This window comes from Marinibactrum halimedae, from assembly GCF_021234875.1.
Classification (GTDB): Bacteria; Pseudomonadota; Gammaproteobacteria; order Pseudomonadales; family Cellvibrionaceae; genus Marinibactrum; species Marinibactrum halimedae.
In genome coordinates this window covers 44,872-62,670 of record NZ_JAJQVM010000032.1, presented here as the reverse complement: position 1 = coordinate 62,670, position 17,799 = coordinate 44,872, and the positions used below count along the sequence as shown (strand labels likewise).

The 17,799-nt window shown below is 49.2% G+C and carries 19 protein-coding genes; 13 read left to right on the top strand and 6 right to left on the bottom strand.

Going from position 1 to position 17,799, the window contains the following annotated elements:
• The 3 genes from LU351_RS16685 to LU351_RS16675 form a co-directional block, all read right to left on the bottom strand.
• Positions 1-235: helix-turn-helix domain-containing protein (locus tag LU351_RS16685; RefSeq protein WP_232592619.1), on the bottom strand; the 235-nt coding region annotated here is incomplete at its 3' end.
• 90 nt (positions 236-325) lie between these two features.
• Positions 326-961, bottom strand: a complete 636-nt coding sequence (gene msrA, locus LU351_RS16680; protein ID WP_232595227.1) for a peptide-methionine (S)-S-oxide reductase MsrA — start codon at positions 959-961, stop codon at positions 326-328.
• A 129-nt stretch (positions 962-1,090) separates the two neighbouring features.
• On the bottom strand, positions 1,091-1,753 hold the full coding sequence (locus tag LU351_RS16675) for a class I SAM-dependent methyltransferase (RefSeq protein ID WP_232595226.1): 663 nt from the start codon (positions 1,751-1,753) through the stop codon (positions 1,091-1,093).
• Between the two features lie 162 nt (positions 1,754-1,915).
• Between LU351_RS16675 and LU351_RS16670 the strand changes: the two genes are divergently transcribed.
• Positions 1,916-3,427 carry a Ppx/GppA phosphatase family protein gene (locus tag LU351_RS16670; RefSeq protein WP_232595225.1) on the top strand — a complete coding sequence of 504 codons (1,512 nt, stop codon included), beginning with the start codon at positions 1,916-1,918 and terminating at the stop codon, positions 3,425-3,427.
• Between the two features lie 90 nt (positions 3,428-3,517).
• Here the strand turns inward: LU351_RS16670 and LU351_RS16665 are convergent, their stop codons facing one another.
• Positions 3,518-3,949, bottom strand: a complete 432-nt coding sequence (locus LU351_RS16665; protein ID WP_232595224.1) for a helix-turn-helix domain-containing protein — start codon at positions 3,947-3,949, stop codon at positions 3,518-3,520.
• Between the two features lie 191 nt (positions 3,950-4,140).
• Here LU351_RS16665 and LU351_RS16660 point away from each other — a divergent pair, with 191 nt between their 5' ends.
• The gene (locus LU351_RS16660; protein ID WP_232595223.1) at positions 4,141-4,851 is read left to right on the top strand and encodes a J domain-containing protein; all 711 of its coding nucleotides are present in this window, start codon (positions 4,141-4,143) and stop codon (positions 4,849-4,851) included.
• A 473-nt stretch (positions 4,852-5,324) separates the two neighbouring features.
• Entirely contained in the window at positions 5,325-5,828 is a 504-nt protein-coding gene (locus LU351_RS16655) for a hypothetical protein (protein ID WP_232595222.1), read from the top strand.
• A 216-nt stretch (positions 5,829-6,044) separates the two neighbouring features.
• Here the strand turns inward: LU351_RS16655 and LU351_RS16650 are convergent, their stop codons facing one another.
• Both LU351_RS16650 and LU351_RS16645 read right to left on the bottom strand, forming a co-directional pair.
• Positions 6,045-6,476: a TraR/DksA C4-type zinc finger protein gene (locus LU351_RS16650; RefSeq protein ID WP_232595221.1), complete on the bottom strand. Its 432-nt coding sequence runs from the start codon at positions 6,474-6,476 to the stop codon at positions 6,045-6,047.
• A gap of 221 nt (positions 6,477-6,697) precedes the next feature.
• Entirely contained in the window at positions 6,698-7,672 is a 975-nt protein-coding gene (locus tag LU351_RS16645) for a hypothetical protein (protein ID WP_232595220.1), read from the bottom strand.
• A 526-nt stretch (positions 7,673-8,198) separates the two neighbouring features.
• Between LU351_RS16645 and LU351_RS16640 the strand changes: the two genes are divergently transcribed.
• From LU351_RS16640 to LU351_RS16595, 10 genes are all read left to right on the top strand, one after another.
• Positions 8,199-8,795 (top strand): Pvc16 family protein, encoded by a 597-nt coding sequence (locus tag LU351_RS16640; protein ID WP_232595219.1) that lies wholly within the window; start codon positions 8,199-8,201, stop codon positions 8,793-8,795.
• 12 nt (positions 8,796-8,807) lie between these two features.
• Positions 8,808-9,587 carry a hypothetical protein gene (locus tag LU351_RS16635; protein WP_232595218.1) on the top strand — a complete coding sequence of 260 codons (780 nt, stop codon included), beginning with the start codon at positions 8,808-8,810 and terminating at the stop codon, positions 9,585-9,587.
• 22 nt (positions 9,588-9,609) lie between these two features.
• Positions 9,610-11,778, top strand: coding sequence for a phage tail sheath subtilisin-like domain-containing protein (locus LU351_RS16630; protein ID WP_232595217.1), 2,169 nt, complete (start codon positions 9,610-9,612; stop codon positions 11,776-11,778).
• Between the two features lie 99 nt (positions 11,779-11,877).
• Positions 11,878-12,336 carry a phage tail protein gene (locus LU351_RS16625; RefSeq protein WP_232595216.1) on the top strand — a complete coding sequence of 153 codons (459 nt, stop codon included), beginning with the start codon at positions 11,878-11,880 and terminating at the stop codon, positions 12,334-12,336.
• Between the two features lie 110 nt (positions 12,337-12,446).
• On the top strand, positions 12,447-13,994 hold the full coding sequence (locus tag LU351_RS16620) for a hypothetical protein (protein ID WP_232595215.1): 1,548 nt from the start codon (positions 12,447-12,449) through the stop codon (positions 13,992-13,994).
• Positions 13,987-14,532 (top strand): phage tail protein, encoded by a 546-nt coding sequence (locus LU351_RS16615; RefSeq protein ID WP_232595214.1) that lies wholly within the window; start codon positions 13,987-13,989, stop codon positions 14,530-14,532. Before LU351_RS16620 ends, LU351_RS16615 begins: the two co-directional genes overlap by 8 nt.
• Positions 14,529-15,800, top strand: a complete 1,272-nt coding sequence (locus LU351_RS16610; RefSeq protein WP_232595213.1) for a CIS tube protein — start codon at positions 14,529-14,531, stop codon at positions 15,798-15,800. Before LU351_RS16615 ends, LU351_RS16610 begins: the two co-directional genes overlap by 4 nt.
• Before the next feature lie 88 nt (positions 15,801-15,888).
• Positions 15,889-16,056: a hypothetical protein gene (locus LU351_RS16605; RefSeq protein ID WP_232595212.1), complete on the top strand. Its 168-nt coding sequence runs from the start codon at positions 15,889-15,891 to the stop codon at positions 16,054-16,056.
• A gap of 51 nt (positions 16,057-16,107) precedes the next feature.
• On the top strand, positions 16,108-17,160 hold the full coding sequence (locus tag LU351_RS16600; protein ID WP_332840163.1) for a phage late control D family protein: 1,053 nt from the start codon (positions 16,108-16,110) through the stop codon (positions 17,158-17,160).
• Entirely contained in the window at positions 17,157-17,798 is a 642-nt protein-coding gene (locus LU351_RS16595) for a phage baseplate assembly protein V (RefSeq protein ID WP_232595211.1), read from the top strand. Before LU351_RS16600 ends, LU351_RS16595 begins: the two co-directional genes overlap by 4 nt.
• Position 17,799 lies beyond the last annotated feature (1 nt).

Sequence of the window (17,799 nt, the reverse complement as noted above, 5' to 3'; positions counted from 1 at the left end):
GCTTTTGAAGTTGCTGGTCAGATAGCTTGGGTTCTCGACCTTTGGCTACGCTTTTTTTCAATGCCTCATAGCCCCCTTCACGATAAAGGGCCAACCATCGATAAATTTGGCTGCGATTAAAGCCGAGCGCTTTGATTACGACTTCAGGACTTTCGCCAGCTTCCACTTGTTGTACTGCACGAATGCGAATTTCTTCGAGCGTATCGTGACTTAATTTTCTGCCATCATTTTTCATGACTGTATTATACAGTGTTGGCTAAGTTATGCACCCTTTAGTAACAACCACTACGTAGCAACCACTCACGGCCATGCATCAAAATTAGGCTTACACTGGCATCGAAAAATCCACCGCACAACCCCCAATACCACAATACCCATTTGGGTTTTTGTGCAAATATTGCTGATGGTAATCTTCGGCGTAATAAAAATTCGAAAACGATGTAATTTCTGTCGTGATGTCGCCAAATCCTGCGTCGGATAACGCGGTTTGAAATGCGTCTTTTGAAGCTTTTGCAGTAGCAAGTTGTGCCGAGGTCGTGCAATAAATAGCAGATCGATATTGGGTGCCACGATCATTACCCTGGCGCATACCCTGAGTTGGGTCATGAGACTCCCAAAATACCTTCAAGAGTGACTCCAATGAAGTTTGTGATGGGTCGTAGGCAACCAACACTAATTCTGTATGCCCCGTGCCTCCGGTACACACTTCCTCATAAGTTGGGTTCGGTGTTAACCCACCACCGTAACCTACGGCGGTAGAGACCACCTCGCCTGTTTGCCAAAACTTGCGTTCAGCTCCCCAAAAACAACCTAACCCTAAATAAATGACTTCAACCGGTGGTTGAAAGTCTTTCATAGAGGAACCAAGCACCACATGTTGCTCCGCAACTGCCACTGCTACATCACGACCAGATAACGCCTGATCTGATGATGGAAGAATCGATTTATCAAATGCACTCATGGCCTTACTCACTGTTCATTCAAGCTGTGTTTATCCGAACGTTTATTCAAACGTGTATCCAAACATGTATTCAAGCTATTTATTTTATTTGCCCTGTTGTATCAGTCGTTCTGTATGAGTTGTTCTGGATCAGTCAATTTGCCAATCCATCACTAAACCGCTGGTGTTATATGGGTGCGGAATACTCCATACCTCAAGCTCAGCGCCTAATTTTTCCACCGCACGCTCGGCCATTTCTGAAAAAGGCGGGCGGGCGGGATCGGTCATGACAATACGTTGAACACCGGCTTGAGTACATCTACGCACCAAGTTGTATAACGGGTTGACCATTTCATCCCAGAAACAAATATCTGCGGCAATCACTACATCAAATTCCGATAAAATTTGCTTGGTCAGCTTTTCGTAGCGCATACAAAGGGTTGCAACACTCACCTCATTTAACTGAGCATGATGTTCAAAATACGGCAAGACGGCGGGGTCTGCGTCTAACCCAGTGACATGCGCGCCGTGCTTTGCACAATAAATACCCGCAATACCCCAACCACACCCTAATTCCAATACACGTGCGCCGTTGGGTATTGGAAACTCTTTTAAGTAATCCATTAAAAGGTAAGTGGATTTCCAGAATTTATTCCCGTGAATACTGGGAGCACCGTGTTGCTGGCGAAGACGACGAATGTCTTTATGGGAATTGGTAAGGAGGGTAACGCCGAAGGCTTCTCTTTGCTGCTGTGCGCTCATTTCACTAAAACCGCTCTCAGAAAAACTGTTAGAAGAAAAGCGGCGCATCATACCATGATGATCCTAAAATCATGAGTCAATAAAACATTGATGACAGACTCAAGTGCAAAAGGCGCAATCCTTTCGAGCAGAATCGGCACACCAGAAACTTCACATCAGTCTAAGGTGGGATATACTAGCAGTTTAACGATTGATTCAGACAGGTGTTTTATTTTGTCTAAAAATGCTTCTTCCTCCTCTCAACTCTCTTCCGCCCCTTATTTTGTTGCCGTCGACCTTGGATCCAATAGTTTTCACATGCTCATTGCCCGTGAAAACAATGGTGTTCTGGAAGTGATTGACCGAGTAAAAGACATGGTGCAAATCGCCAGAGGTTTAAAGAACGGTGTATTAAGTGAAGAGGCGCAGGAACGTGCCCTCACCTGCCTGGCCTGCTTTTACGATCGGATTAAGGAAATCCCTGGCTCGCAGATACGCGCAGTGGGCACCAAGGCATTACGTGCCGCCCACAATGCCGATGATTTTTTGTCCAAAGCAGAAAAAACCTTGGGCTACCCCATTCAAATCGTCTCCGGTTATGAAGAAGCGCGTCTGGTGTACCTCGGGGTGTCCCACTCCATTTCTCACGATCATCGCAAACGATTGGTGGTGGACATCGGTGGCGGCAGTACTGAGTTTATTATCGGGCAAGATTACCGCCCCAAATTATTGGAAAGCTTGAGCATCGGTTGCGTTACCTATGCCGAAAAGTACTTTCAAAAGGCCGCCGAACGCGGTGTCGTTACCGAAAAAATGATGCGCAATGCCTATCTTGAAGCCTGTGAAGAATTGGAACTCATCCGCAAGACCTACCGACGAGAAGGTTGGAATGTGGCCTACGGTGCCTCAGGCACCATGAAAGTCATCGCGGGATTGATGCCAGAGTTAACCCCTACCGGAGTCATTACCAAAGTGGGGCTGGAATCTTTGTATGATAGTGTCATCGAGACGGGCAAAGTTGACGTAGAAGGCATTCCGAAACTGCGCCGTGATGTACTGCCTGCCGGCCTTGCCGTGCTCAAAGCCATTTTTGATCAATTGAAGATTCAAGAATTACACGTTTCACTCAGCACTCTAAAAGAAGGGTTGATCTACGATGCTATCGGCCGGATGCGTCATGCCGACATTCGCGACGAGACCGTTGACCATCAACTGGATAAATACCGAATTGAGAAAAAGCAAGGTAAACGCGTCAAAGAAACTGCGCTGCAATTATTCTCACAGCTAGAAACCCAAGCGATATCGGGCCTGAATGCAGAAAAGATTTTAAGCTGGGCGGCCATGCTCCATGAAATTGGCTTAAGCCTGTCGCACTCAGGCTATCACCATCATGGCCGTTACCTGTTAGAGCACGGTGATTTAGCCGGATTTAATCGATACGAACAATTTTTACTGGCCACACTGGTGGGGATGCATCGCCGAAAGCTTAGCGTACAACAACTATCCACCCTGAATCCTGAGCACCGCGATACCATTCTGGCAATGGTGGTTTCACTTCGTTTAGCCGTTTTGTTAAATCGCCGGCGAAAGCGCTTGCCGGTTGAACCATACTTGCGCTGGGAAGACAGCACCATCACCCTCACCTTCGACGCAGGCTGGCTAGAAGAGCACCCTCTCACGCTGCTAACACTGGAGCAAGAGTCTGACTACCTACGCCGAGTGGGGCTCAGCCTGATCTACCAATAGCACCGTAAATCAATAAGCACCATAAACCAGCAGCACCGCAGACAAGTTATCTGCGGCTGGGCTAGCCTGAAAAAGGGTAATGTATCTAATCTAAACCGTAGACGTATTGAGTCGATCAGGCGCGGCTGAAAATAACTGTTGTAACTGTGGCAGAGGGACACCTAACACCCCTGCCAAACCTCTTATCACTGGCTCACCGGGCATTCGTTGCCCCTTTTCGATCATGTCCATATAGAGCGGGCTAATCCCCGCCGCTTTGGCCATATCCTCCAACGAAAGGTGTTTTTGTTCCCGAAGCGCTTTTAAATTCACCAACGCTGAGGAATCAACGTCAAGGTGATCGCTTGCCACCCTGGCCGCTTCATTGCTAAAGCCGGAAGTTACGGTCTCCTCCGAGTGATTCGAATCATGTTGAGACTTTAACTGTCGATACTCATCAATGTGTAACACCACCCACTGTGGCTCACCCGACTCGTCTGACAAAAAAACAGGATGCGGCGTGGAAGACCCATGAGATGCCATATTTACTCCCCAATGCTATAAAACGTTTAAACACCAAACTTGGGTATAGCTACTCATTGGCTGGCCCGCAAGATCTGAAACAACCTCTATGCTAGCCCCCTTGATATGGAAACGTTAACCCTTATATCGAAAACGATTTAAACACAGTAATATGGGTTTCATTCGTAAACGACAACGGTATACCGACGATTATGATTCGCATTCTTTTCATTATCGCCGTCCTGATTTTAGTCATTGGGACCATGCGACACATCAATAAACAACCGCCTGCACAGCGCAAAAAGCTATGGCGCCACGTCATTATTACCGGTGTTGTCATCACACTGTTGTTACTGACCATAACGGGAAAGTTGCATTGGATCGGGGTGGCGATTGCCGCCGTCATTCCCCTTTTAAAACAACTTATTACAGTGGGAATTCGACTGTTTCCGTTTCTGAAAAACCCCACCGTACAAAAATGGTTTAAAAAAAACACACCGCCACAAACGGGCGCAAATACTTTTTTTGAAGCCTACTTAGATGAAAAAGGCGAAATGGGCGCAAAAATTACTCAAGGTGAATGGACAGGACGTCAATTAAAAGAATTAACCGAACAAGAATTAACCACTTTTTATCGTTACTGCCAAAATGATCTCCATGCTCAACAATTTTTGGCAGCGTATTTAGAAAAATATTACCCTCACCTTACCGACTTTCAACAACACCCTGCCCAACAAACCAGCATGGACGAAGCCCAAGCATTAGACGTTTTGGGCCTGAAACCCGGCGCCAGTGAAAAAGAAATTCATCAAGCCCACAAACGTCTTATCCAAAAAATGCACCCAGATCGCGGTGGCAGTGATTTCTTGGCAGCACAAATTAATTTAGCGAAAAAAGTATTAATGGAAAATAAAAAAGGATAAATACCAAAACAAATAACCTCGCCCCAAGGGGGCGGGGAAATAAAATTAAGAATTTGAAGCGCACTAAATTGATCATTTACAAAAGCCAACTTTAACATACTGAGTGTAACGAGACTGTGTAACGATTCACCTTTGTCAAAGTAAGCCCCCAAATTACCAAAGCCTTTCGATTAGACAAAAGACATGTCTAGGCTCATGACGAGCATTACAACCAACGACGATTTCTTTTCTTTTTTTACGACCAGAAATAATATGACCAAAGCATATTGGCTCGTGATTTTTCCGTGATACTTTTTAAAAAAGTAAGCTTTATATTCTCTTGGTCAAAACCTGATAATTCTTAATAATAATTCTTACAATTCATATGGAACTTTAACAAGCCTTTACATTCAAGGAATATCCGAGAATGCTTTTTGATTTTTGTTCGGTGTTGACATATTGCCATCTTAAACATCTATCATGAGGAATTTACAATGAATAAAGTGACATCCATCTTTAGCTCTGTTTTATTTGCAATGTCTTTTGGTAATGCGGCGTTTGCAGAATACCCAGATGGGGTTGAAATCCCCCAAAATTTAAGATGCGCTGTTTTTGGCACTATTGAAGAAACTGCAACAGGTCAAAAAAGCACATTCGGTAGACGAGTTCAATCCAACGCTATTTGTTCAGATGTTCCCGTTATGCAAAGCCAGGTAATCAATGGCACTCAATATTTTTTCAAAGCAGATATAACTCCACGTATAGGCGAATTTGGTTTTTTTAATATACCCGTTCATGAATGCACAATGACCGTCGCCAAAGGAACCCCTGAAAATGTTGTTTTTGAGAATAAGGCTGATGCCACTTTTATTACCAGTAGTCCATTTGGTGGAAGACAATACTTTGCATGTGACACAGGTAACTCAAGCACTCGTCCACTCTTTGCAAATTCTGATTTCACCTTTTCATTTACGGTGTTTGTTAGAGAACGTCGTTAATAGTTAACAATAAATTGCGCCCCAGCAAGGGTCATCTGGGGCGCTACGAAAATCACTTCAGGTAAACCATTGTAAACTATGAAAGTAAAGCTCTTGTTTTATACCCAGAGCCAACACAAAAACCACCTTTATTTAAAAACTGATTTCATACTGGGGTGGCAATAATCAGTTTTTTTCAAACCCATCAAATCTTCATTGTTATCGTCCAGAAAAGACTCAGGCACGATAAGCATTTTCCTTGATCTCTTTTACCGCCTTTACCTCAGCACAATATTCTGCCGTCGGCCTCGCTAAGAGGCGTTGTATGCCAATAGGCTCACCGGACTCTAGACAGTACCCATAAGAGCCTGACCGAATCCTAGACAATGACTCCTTAATTTTTGGCAACAATTTTTGTTCTCGTTCTAAAATTCTTAACGACATATTAGACTGCTCTTCCCACGAGGCCCGATCATTTTCATCATTGACTTCAGGCGGGCTGGCCATCAGCTCTTTGGCGGCTTGAATGCGTTCGTTGGTTGTATTGTAGAGTTCAATCAATAAACCTCTAAAAAATTCCAGTTGTGCTGAATTCATATAGTCTGATTCAGGCGCTTCCAGAATTTGCTCGGTACTTAGTTGAACCAGATCAACATTAGGTTGTTCCATACAATTATTCTGCCTCGTAAAACGCTTTCTTAATAAATGTAATTTTACCGTAACGGTTTAGCCTGAAAGAACGGTTATAGGGGGTACCGGGCCATTATTGAGTATGCTTTAATTCTTGGCCTTAATGTTATGTTATAACATAATAAAACGGGAATGCAATAAAAATGCCCGCCTTGACGATCAAATCAGGGGCTTAAAGAGAACTAAATTACTCTACGTCTTTAGCGAAACTGAGCAGGAGGAAATGCACCCCCACCCATCGGTTTATCATAGTTATTCATCATATACTGTTTAATATCTTGAGCCATATCCTCCACCATTTTGTAATCTAATTTAGCTCCTATGTAACGGCTTGCTTGCCCAGCTTTACGGTACAATAGAGGTTCGGCCACAAGGTCACCGGTAGCGGCATCCACAAAGGAAACTCGCACCGTCATCCAAGATTCTCCTGCATGCCCTCCAATCATGACCCGTGCGGCGTTACCAATGAATTTTATTCTCTCGACGTTAGGTCTAATCACTAAAGCTCGATCAGAATTGCTATGGCGTTGCCATTGAGCAAGCTGCGGCATTAAAGTGTTGTCTAAATTGATGGTTAAATTCCGTGTTGCCCCATTATGTTGAGCTACATCGTTATACCCTTCGGAAAGCGTGGCCGCTTCTAGTTGAAATTTACCGAAAGCGGAGAACGATTCTTTTGGTTTTGCATTTTCAGTGGCATCATTAAAGGCCCTAGGTCGTGCAGGCGGTAAGGGCTTTGTTTCAAATTTAATCGGCGTGTATCCCTCCCCCATTGCTATATTTCTGGCGATTTGATCTGCCAAAGATTGCGTCCAGGGCATGTAATTTCTATGAATGTGTTTTTTCCCTTTCTTTTCTTTGTATTTCAAATTCACACTATCTTTGTATTCGAATTGTATCTGTGATGAAGTGTAGGAAATTGCCATCGTCAGTTTATGACTTCGTACTGAGTAGGACGCCTCAATCAATTGATCTATTTGATTTTCGACTTGCCAATTTTTTTCATCAATTGCCCCTTGAATGGCCGTTTGTATTTGTTCTATCGTGGTGCCTTCAGGAACAGTAATGGGTGATGGGTCCACTAACTTTGCTGCGTAGGCATTTAACCCGCACAGAACAATAAAAAGAGCTATTAAAAATTTATACTTAGAAAATACAGGTAATAAATTAACCATTTGCGTATCCTCGATACATTTTTGTACACCAAAGCATCTCAATGTTATCAAACAGCATTTTGTGTGACAGTTAAGACACACTCAATTAACCTAACATAAAGATAGGTTAATACTTATTGAGCAAAACCGTTAAGAATAAACTGGCTGATTTCTTTTCATGAAAAATCTTTCCTCCTTTTATCATTTTCTCATTAAAAAAGTGCCTCTCAATTCCGCTTGAGACTGACAAGAAATCCATGAACGTAATTAATCACTGAAAAAAAGCCAGAAAAAAATAGACAAGAAATTTAGGCGCCATATTCATAGATTTTCAAATTCCCTGTCCTGAAAAATCGATTTTGTCGGTACTTTAAGAATGTACTATTGTGAATCCTATTATTCGCATAAGCGAAAACAGGAACAATAAAATTAAAATAAATACGACAATTAGAAAAGGATGACATGACTCCACCAAACACACCGTCTATTTGAAATACCGTTATGTCTGATTGCGTCACAACAAAATAAATTTTGTTGAGGGAGTTTTATGGCCTCATATAAAGGGGTTCATGGTGCATTAATTGCGCTGGAAAATTTTTTTAAACAACGTTTGCCCGCAGAGTTAAGCGCTGAGCCCACCAATGCCACCGTTAAGTTGCTGGGCAGTAGCGATATTGCCGATACCCTTTCTGGGAATTTATTGGGTATTTATTTGCATCGCATTGCCATTGATGATCATGGTCGCACCCGCTTTTTTAAACAACAAGGCAGCGCGAGTAATGAAGGCCCGAGCCCGGAATTACCGGTGAATTTGCACTTTTTATTAATTGCCAATTCCAATAGTGCCACCGTCGAAGCCGACTTAATGGCCTGGGCGATGGTGGAAATTGCCAATCACAGTCAAATTGATATTTCACACGTACAAGATATAGACGATGAGTGGGGTCAAATGGAATTACTCAATATTACACCGGACGAGATGTCGATTGAGGATTTAATGCGTATTTGGGATGTATTCGAATCGCCCTACACCTCAACCATGCCTTACACCGCAAAAACCGTTCGCTTGCGTTTGAATCCACAGCGAACCGAAGGTGGCGATGTTAAAACCCGTGTTTTTCCTACCGGCCGATTAGGTAAGTGAGGCGTGAACGCAATGGACATTATTCCTCTAGAAACCAACGTGTTGCATGCCTCAGATGTGATTTATTGGTTGGACGGAAGCTCAGACGCGAACCCGGATAATATGCGCCGCCTAAATCACACCATTGAGTTGCAATTGGACACCCGCCCCTCGGATTTACGAGTGATCAATACCGCTGGAAAAACTGGCTTATTGCGTAACCCGGTAGGGGAAATCATTGAAGGCCGAGCGAGTGAAACCCAACGGAATTTCGTGGTGACGGCACCCTACCCGCTGTCTGGTCACATCCATGACCCCAGAGGACGTTATAACCCCCGTTCGTTTTCAATTAGTGTCGGTACGGCGGAGGGTCGTAGCCTTATTCTTTACCCCACCCCCATCGGGGCTCGTGTTACAGCGGTCGGTGGGCTGTTTGCCTCGCTGCGGTGGCAATCCAACAATGAGCCTGCCGTATGGGCGCTGGCCACATTGACTATCACCGTACCGGGCCTAGCTCAACCTCAGCAGTACATCGGACAAGCGGACTACCGTGGCGAACTGGTGATCCCCTGGCCACAGCTACCGCCGCTGGCGGAGGGCCAAACGCACTACAACGCCACTCTGTCTATTCAGGCACAAGATTCTATTGATGGCACAACGCCCATCGACCCAACCAGTTTGCCCGTCGCCCATATCGAAAGTCCGACCGACATTAACGATTTTATAGATCCCATCGGGTTAGAGGTGATTCCCGGTGACCGTTTGATTGTGCGATCTGCAATGCGAGATCACTTAACACTCAACCCCAGTTGACCCCAACTGAAAGGAGAAAATCATGCCTGAATATCTTGCACCGGGTGTGTACGTCGAGGAAGTCAGCTTCCGCTCAAAATCCATTGAAGGTGTCGGCACCAGTGTGGCAGGCATGGTGGGGCCAACCCGTTTTGGGCCGATTCGAGGGCGGCCTGAAGTAGTCACCAGTTTTAACGAATTTCAACGAATTTACGGGGATATCAGCAACCTCAACTACAGCGACAGCAGTCAGCCGGTGAATTACACCGCACTCGCCGCCAAAGCGTTTTTTGATGAAGGCGGTAAGCAGCTGTTTGTTGCTAGGGCGTTTGCCCCTGACGGCGGGTCAGATGGCCGATCTGCGGTGAGCGACAGCGATGGCCATGTAACGTTTCGTTCACGCTTCCCAGGCGCCATGGGCAATTTCACGCTAGAGGTGAACTGGGCCGACAGCGAAAATCTGTTGGTGTCGGTCATTACCAGTGCGCCAGCCGAAGACGATATCGTCTTCATTGATGCCACCGGGCTGCCTGCCAATGCCATTGCCAATGGGAGCGTCGATGGCGCACGCTTTCCCATGGGTATTCAGTGTATTGCCAGACGTGTTGGGGGGAATTTCCAAATTCTCGAAGATCTCGCTGAGATTACCGCCGCTGACGCCACGGCCACCACAGCGGCGGATATCGTCGATGGTGGCAATCATTTAGTGATCGCTAATATGGTGAACGGTGGTGGTACCTCAATTACTTATACACGCGTTACCGCACGACGCCCGTCGGTAGGTGAGCTTGTGTCTGACACAGCAGCAATGTTGACCTTTAGTGAACCGACGAATCTATCAAGCTTTTACGGAGGAGATAGTTGGGGTGCTTTAACCCATCTTTATGGGACCCTTAATAGCGCTGGAACAATATTCACCCTAGATCACAATGGTTTAAACGACGGCATAACGACTTCCAGTACCTTGTATTTATCCGCCCTAGCAACAGTGGCCCCGTCTGTTCGCTTAGAGCTCGCCCAACGCACCTTTTCTGTTTCCGTCCACAATGGCGATAAAGATGACCCTATCATTTACACCTACGGCCCCATTAATACGGGTCACGAAGGATCGGGCTCATTAATTGACGTGATGCCCATGACGCCAAACAAGCGCATTGATGCTCTATCAAGCCCTGTAGGCGTGGAATTCGCCAATGACATTGCTGCTGGAGAAGTCATGACCGCGTTGTACGACTTGTTCAACGATGACGCCATGGCCCCCTCCGACCCAATGGATCTAGACGGCCCTCGTTACCTGATTACCCTCACTGGTGGCGACGATGGCGTTGAACCAGAAACCACCCACTATACCGGTGTTACCGATGAAGTGGACGGCTCCACCGCTTTTGCAGCGCTGGAAGACATTGAAGACATCGCCATCATTGCGACCCCAGCCGCAGCGGCCTTGTCCGAAACCCATCACCGAGGTGTCATCACCGAGATGCGCAAGCACTGTCGAAAAATGCGCTATCGCGTGGGCATTGTCGACAGTCGCGAAGGTATGGCCTTATCAGAGGCCCGTAATCTAGGAGCCGTATTTGATGACTCGCGTCTCGCCATGTATTACCCCTGGGTCGTTACTACCGACCCTCGTGGCCTTACCGATACCCTCGCTCTTCCCCCTTCTGGCTTTATCGCTGGGGTCTATGCCAACACCGACGTGCAACGGGGTGTTCATAAGCCCCCAGCCAACGAGCCGGTGGTGTCTGCACTGCGATTTGCCCAAGACATCAACCACTTCCAGCAAGAATTGCTGAACCCGGCGGGCATCAATTGCTTACGCACCCTCACCAGTGGCGGTAATCGGGTGTGGGGCGGTCGCACCCTCTCGACGGACCCGGAATGGAAATACGTCAATGTGCGGCGCTACTTTCTGTATTTAGAGCGCTCCATCGAAAAATCCACCCAATGGGTGGTGTTTGAACCCAATAACGAGCGCTTATGGGACAACGTTCGACTCACTATCGATGGTTTTTTGTACAACGAATGGGCCAATGGCCGATTGTTGGGCACCGACAAAACCGCGTATTTCGTCCGTTGCGATCGCAGCACCATGACCCAAAACGACATCGATAATGGCCGATTGGTGTGTGAAATCGGCGTGGCAGCGGTGAAACCAGCGGAGTTTGTGATTTTCCGAATCGGACAGAAAACCGCAGACGGCAATGGTTAGACAACCGTAGTTAGATGACCATAACGAGATAGCAGTGGTTAAGTGTGGACGGCTCTAGTGTGGCCGGCCTCTCTATGAATATGGATTGGAGATCCCCTCATGGCACAGTTTCGAGAAACTCCGTACAGCGTTTTTAACTATTTAGTGGACCTAGGCGATGGCACCGAAGGCGACATCGCAGGAGGCTTTTCAGAAGTCTCCAACCTCAATGCCGAAGTCACCATTGCCGAATACCGCCGTGGCAACGCCCCTACCAATTATTGCACCAAAGTGCCGGCCATCAATAAAGCCGGCGACGTGACCTTAAAACGTGGCGTTGTGGGGGCCAGTAACATCAACAGTTGGCTGGATGAAGTGCGCGCCGGTGTGATTTCCAAAAAAGACGTCACCATCAAACTCAAAAGCGAAGACCCAACCAGCGATACGGCAGTCGTGACATGGAAATTAAAAAAAGCCATGCCCATCAAATGGACCGGCCCCACTCTCACGGCCAAAGGCGGCAGCGATGTCGCCATTGAGGAATTGGTGCTGTCAGTTGAATACATCGAGCAAGAGTAGTTCAAGCAAACACAGCTCGAACAAGAGCAGTTCTAGCAAAAACAAGGTTCATTTAACGCGATTAACGAAAGCTCGATTAACGAAAGGCCATACACGGAGGCCATCAACGAATGACACAGGAACGATTCGCCGCACGCATTCTTCTCACGCCACGGCCCAACCGGCCAAAAACAGTGGCGTTAGAGGTGGCGTTTCTTGGGCACTGCCCAGGGCGTGTGAATGTGGATCGCTTGTTGGCCATGCCTACGTTACTGGATGAACTCGAACGGGTTGGCTTTGGCGATCACGTGCGTCAACTGCAATCCGGGGTGGCTCAAGAACCTTTGGCGTCGCTTTCGCACCTCCCCATTCCCATTTACAGTCGCGCCGAATTTCATGACCTTTTTCCCTCCGCCCTGAACGGTCGCACCCAATACCAAAGTGTGCTGGCGGGCGGTCGTCCTTGGCTGGCGCCGTGCGTGGATGACTTTTTTGCCAATGGCGGCGTCAAACTTTGGGTGGTCAAAATTCCAGAAGACGAGCGGCAAGCGGGCTTTTTCCCAACAGAGCAGACCCAACTTCACGATGTACAAACGTTGCGAGGGTTGGCCACCCTGTTCATCCTACCTCGTATTGGCACGGTGGCCTGCCCAGACCTTGAGCGCTTGCAAATACCGGCTCAGCTTCCGGATGTGCCTCGGGTGCGTCTCGCCAACCCCGACCCACAATTTCGGCCTTGTGCTCAAGTTTACAATCAAGTGACGCAAGACAATCACCGAGAACGTCGACACAGCAATGAACTGCCCGATGCCCCTGACCCCTTACCGTTTTCCGATGTACTAAAAGGTTTACTGCAACGGAGTGCAAAGGCGCGACCAGATTGGCAATGGGTGCTCTCACTGCCACTGTCCTATGCGCCCGTGGCGGAAAATGCCGCGCAATCACCGCAAGTCGACCCCACCGCGACCGAGTGGCTCGAACAGCTGAAACAACGCAATGATGCCCACCGATTACGGCAATTGCAGCTGGTCTTTCCCTACTTGCGCGCACCCGATCGCCCCCTGCGCAGCAGCGTCGGTATTATCACCGGCAAGCAAGCCGCCATGGCCCAGCGAGAAGGTATTTGGGTATCCGTTGCCGAAGCGCCACTGGTCGCCTCTGCACGTCCTTTTCCTCACTTGTCGCTCTCACAAGCGTTAGATTTACGCCACGCTCCGGGGGTGAGTGTGCTGCGGTTTCACCGAGGCGCCCTGCGCTTGGACGACGAACGTTTATGTGTACCGGCACTGCCACCTGAAGACATCAACACCGGCCTGAACGACCGCCGTTACGGCGGCTATCGCTCAGCGGAAGTGCAACGGTTTTTGGGCTACCTGCAACGCTCCCTTCGAGCGTTGGGAGAACAGCTGATTTTTAATGTGGATTATCGCGACCCGAGACCACGGCTGATTTTAGACACGTTCTTTCGGAATCTTTATCAACGGGGTGCCTTGCGTGGTCGCACTGTTGACGAGGCCTTTCATATTCAACCTCACTTACCCGCGTCAAACGAGTCTGGCGACGGGGTCATGGTCTTTGAGATTGCCATCGCCCCCGCGTTGCCCATTGAACGCATCCGTTTAACGTTCAGTAATGCCAGGGGTGCGTGGAAGACTTCAGGAGGCACTGGCGATGTCTGAGTTCGTCCCGTTTCGCTTCCGCGTGAGCCTCTATCAAAGTGATAACAATCATTTGTTGTGCAGTGGTCATTTCAGTGAAGTGACGGGGTTTGAAGTCACCATGGAACCCAAAACCCTCAACGAAGGCGGCCGAAACTGGGGAGAACTGCAACGCATAGGCATCACCAAATTCGCCCCGATGATTCTGAAACGAGGGGTCACCACCATGAATGATTTGTGGTCGTGGTTTGACGCCACCACCCGTGGGGCCAACTATGGCTATCGCCTGCATGGCGAAATCGAAGTACTGGGTAACCCAACCGCCGTTCAACGCACCTCAGGCTCCAACAATAAAACCGAGCTGAAAACCCAAGAACAGGTGGTGATGACTTGGAAGCTCGCGGGCGTACTACCCACCAAATTCAAAGGGCCTGATTTAAATTCCACGGCCAATCAAGTGGCCATTGAAGAAGTGCATTTGGTGCATGAAGGGTTAGAACTGGAACGCGCGGCACCCGCACCGGCCGATGACACCAGCTCTGGGGGGCAAACGCCATGAGCCACCCCGAACGCGGCAAACTCATCCCCGTCACGGGCAATAACGACACGCCCCAAACCGACGAGGCCATCGACGTTCAGTTCAACCCCACCTCCTTAAAGGTGAGCTTATCGAACACGTTGAAAGAAAATCAACGCAACGGCAACAGCCGCGCCGCGCAATTTGTCGACAAAAGCTCGTCGACCTTAACCGTTGAATTACTCTTTGATACCACCTATATGGCGTCTTCAGAATCAACGGAAGAATCGGACTCTACCGGCTCTGGCAGCGAGGCAAGCAGCAGCCCCACCGATGCTGGGTCTTCAGGCAGCCGTGCCAATCAAATTGAGCAGGGTTCGGATGTTCGCAACCTCACGAAAAAAATTGCCGAGACCTTCCTTAAACCTCAAGCGGCCTCCAACAATCGCAAAAAAGCCCCCAAGCGCTGTTTGTTCCAGTGGGGCAGTTTTGAGTTTGTGGGGCTAATTGAAAGTTACGACGAAACCCTAGATTTCTTCTCGAAAGAAGGCCGCCCCTTGCGCGCCACCTTGTCGTTAAAACTGAAAGAAGACCGCTTTCAATTTCGGCAACGAACCGACGGCGTGGCGGCAGCCGAAACCAGTGACCCGCCAACGCTCACCCCTACGGGCAATAATGACGACAAATCCGGTGCGGGGAGTGGTAACCCCGGTGGTGACGGTGCGGGCGGAGACAGTGCAGTAGGAGACAACAGAGACGGCCCCGGTGGTGGAGGCGACGAAGCACCTGCCGGTGATGCGCTGACCGACGCAGAAGGCGCCGGAGCCGAGAAAGCCGCCGCACTGGCCCCCAATCAAAACACACAACCTCTGCCCGGCAGTAGTGGGAACCAAAAAGCACAACCTTGGCGGGAAACGGCGTTGTTTAATGGCTGTGAAAACCCGCGTTTTCCCAGTGGCCCATTGGTGGCCGTGCCCTCACAGCCCATGTCTTCGGCGGTACAACTAAAAGGAGTCGGTAACAGCCAAGGTATTCCGTCTCTACCCGGTCAACCTCATGCCCCTACCCCGGCGTTTCGATTTGGCGCCTCAGATCAATTGGGCACCAACATTCCGGGGGCATTCAGCCCAACGGGGGCGTCTTCGACAGGCGGAGCAAAAGCACACCCTCTGAATGCCGGTGACATTATTAATAGCAGCACGATTAATGGCAGCACGCCATTACGCGATATTCCACAAGGCAGTCGTCCTTCACGTGATTCATCAAATCGGCCTCCACCGCCCATCCCACCCGGCGTGGGGTTTGACTGAAGGTAAACAACAAAAACGACAGTATCGAAAACGAATAGCGAATAACGAATAACGAATAACGAATAACGAATAACGAAAGGAATGACAGATGCCTGTGTTTATTAATGAAGTGATCGCCGATATTCAAGCGCCCGTGGTGGAGTCAACGGAAGCCCATCCTAGTGCCCATCAACAGCCGTTATCGGTGGCGGAAATTGAGCTCTCTGAGACCCTTGATCGCATTCGCCAACGCCAAGAACGGCTGTTGGTTGACTGAACCTCATCGAACGCTCACTTAAGGAACCCCAACTTTAAGGAACCCGAATTGATGTCCGACGCCGCTTTTGTCAGCACCCGACCCAACTTCCGCGTGAATGGCGAAACCCGCGACGATTTGCACGATGCACTCGTGGGAATGGTGGTGAACCTTCCCCTCAGCGGCTGTGCTCACGCGGAATTAACCCTAAGTAACTGGGGCCGACCAGAGGGTGAAGACGACCCGGATTTCACCCTCGCGGATTTATCGCTGGGCACCGAAGTGGAAATTCTCATGGGCGAAGAGGACGATACCTCACTGTTTATCGGCGACATCACCGCCATTGAAGAACAATACGGCGAAGGCGCCCCCACCCTTGCCCTGCTGTTGCAGGACGGATTGCACAAACTGGCTCGCACCCGAGGCAGCCGAGCCTTCGAAGATATGAGCCCCAACGACGTCATCTCAGCCGTGGCCAGCGATGCCGGCCTAACCCCGGATGTGAATGTCTCGACATTAACCAGCCACTGGCACCAATTAAACGAAAGCCATCTCGCGTTTTTACTGCGCTTACTGGCTCGATTCGATATTGCTCTGCGGTTGGAAAATGGCCAACTACGCGCGAAGCCTGAGCAGGAGGACCCAGAGCCCGTGCAGGTGGATGCCGACGATAACGCCCTGAAAATCAAACTACTCGTCGACGTCAATCATCAACCTACGCTGACCACCGTCTCCGGTTTTAACGTCGCCGACAATGAAGAAACGAATTACGAAGCCGAACAGATCGAGCCGGCTCCGGCGGCCACCAGCGCTGCGCATCAATTGCATGAGTTGCAATGGGGCAGCGATGAGTCGGTTCCCCACCCCTTTGCTCGCAGCAACGCCGAGGCCGAAGCGTACGCGAAAGCGCATTTTCACCGCCAAGCCAAACGCTTTGTGCAAGGTTCGGTGGTGTGTCAGGGGGAAGCCCTGTTGCACAGCGGTCGTGAAGTGGAGATTACCGGTGTATCGCGCCGATTAGCGGGCCGATACCAGGTGGTGCATTGCACCCATCGGTTTGATAACGACACCGGCTTTGAAACCCACTTAAAAGTGAACCGCGCAGACTGGGGGGCCAACGGATGAACCCTCATACTCTGGGGCAATTAAATACCCTGCAACTGGGCCGTGTGATCGATAACGATGACCCCGAGCAACGGGGGCGTATTAAGGTGCAATTGCACAGCGTCCAAGTGGCGCTGTGGGCCAGTGTTGTCGCCCCCTCAGCAGGGCAAAATTATGGCGTCAGCGCCCTACCCAAGTTAGAAGAAACCGTGGTGATTGGGTTTTTAAACCCCGACACCCCCCTGGTGCTGGGGAGCCTTTGGTGTGGCAATGCCAGCACCCCCGAAGACATCACCTCGCACGAAGAACAATACGTGATACGCACCCCCGCCGGGACCGTGGTGGAATTCAACGATGAGCAAGGCCCCAAAGTGGAGATGCGCACACGATCCGGTTATCGAGTTACCGTCACCGAAGACGGCGGCGGCGAAATTCAGCTCGAACGGGGCGGTCAATCGGTGACGCTCAGCCCGTCGTCCATCGACATCAATGCCAGCGGCCCGGTGAACATCAACGCCTCACAAGTGAGTGTGTCGGCCAGTATGGTGCAGGTAGATGCTGGCATATCGCGCTTTAGCGGCGTCGTGCAAGCCGATACCGTCATCGCCACCTCCGTGGTGGGCACCACCTATACACCGGGGGCGGGCAATGTTTGGTGAA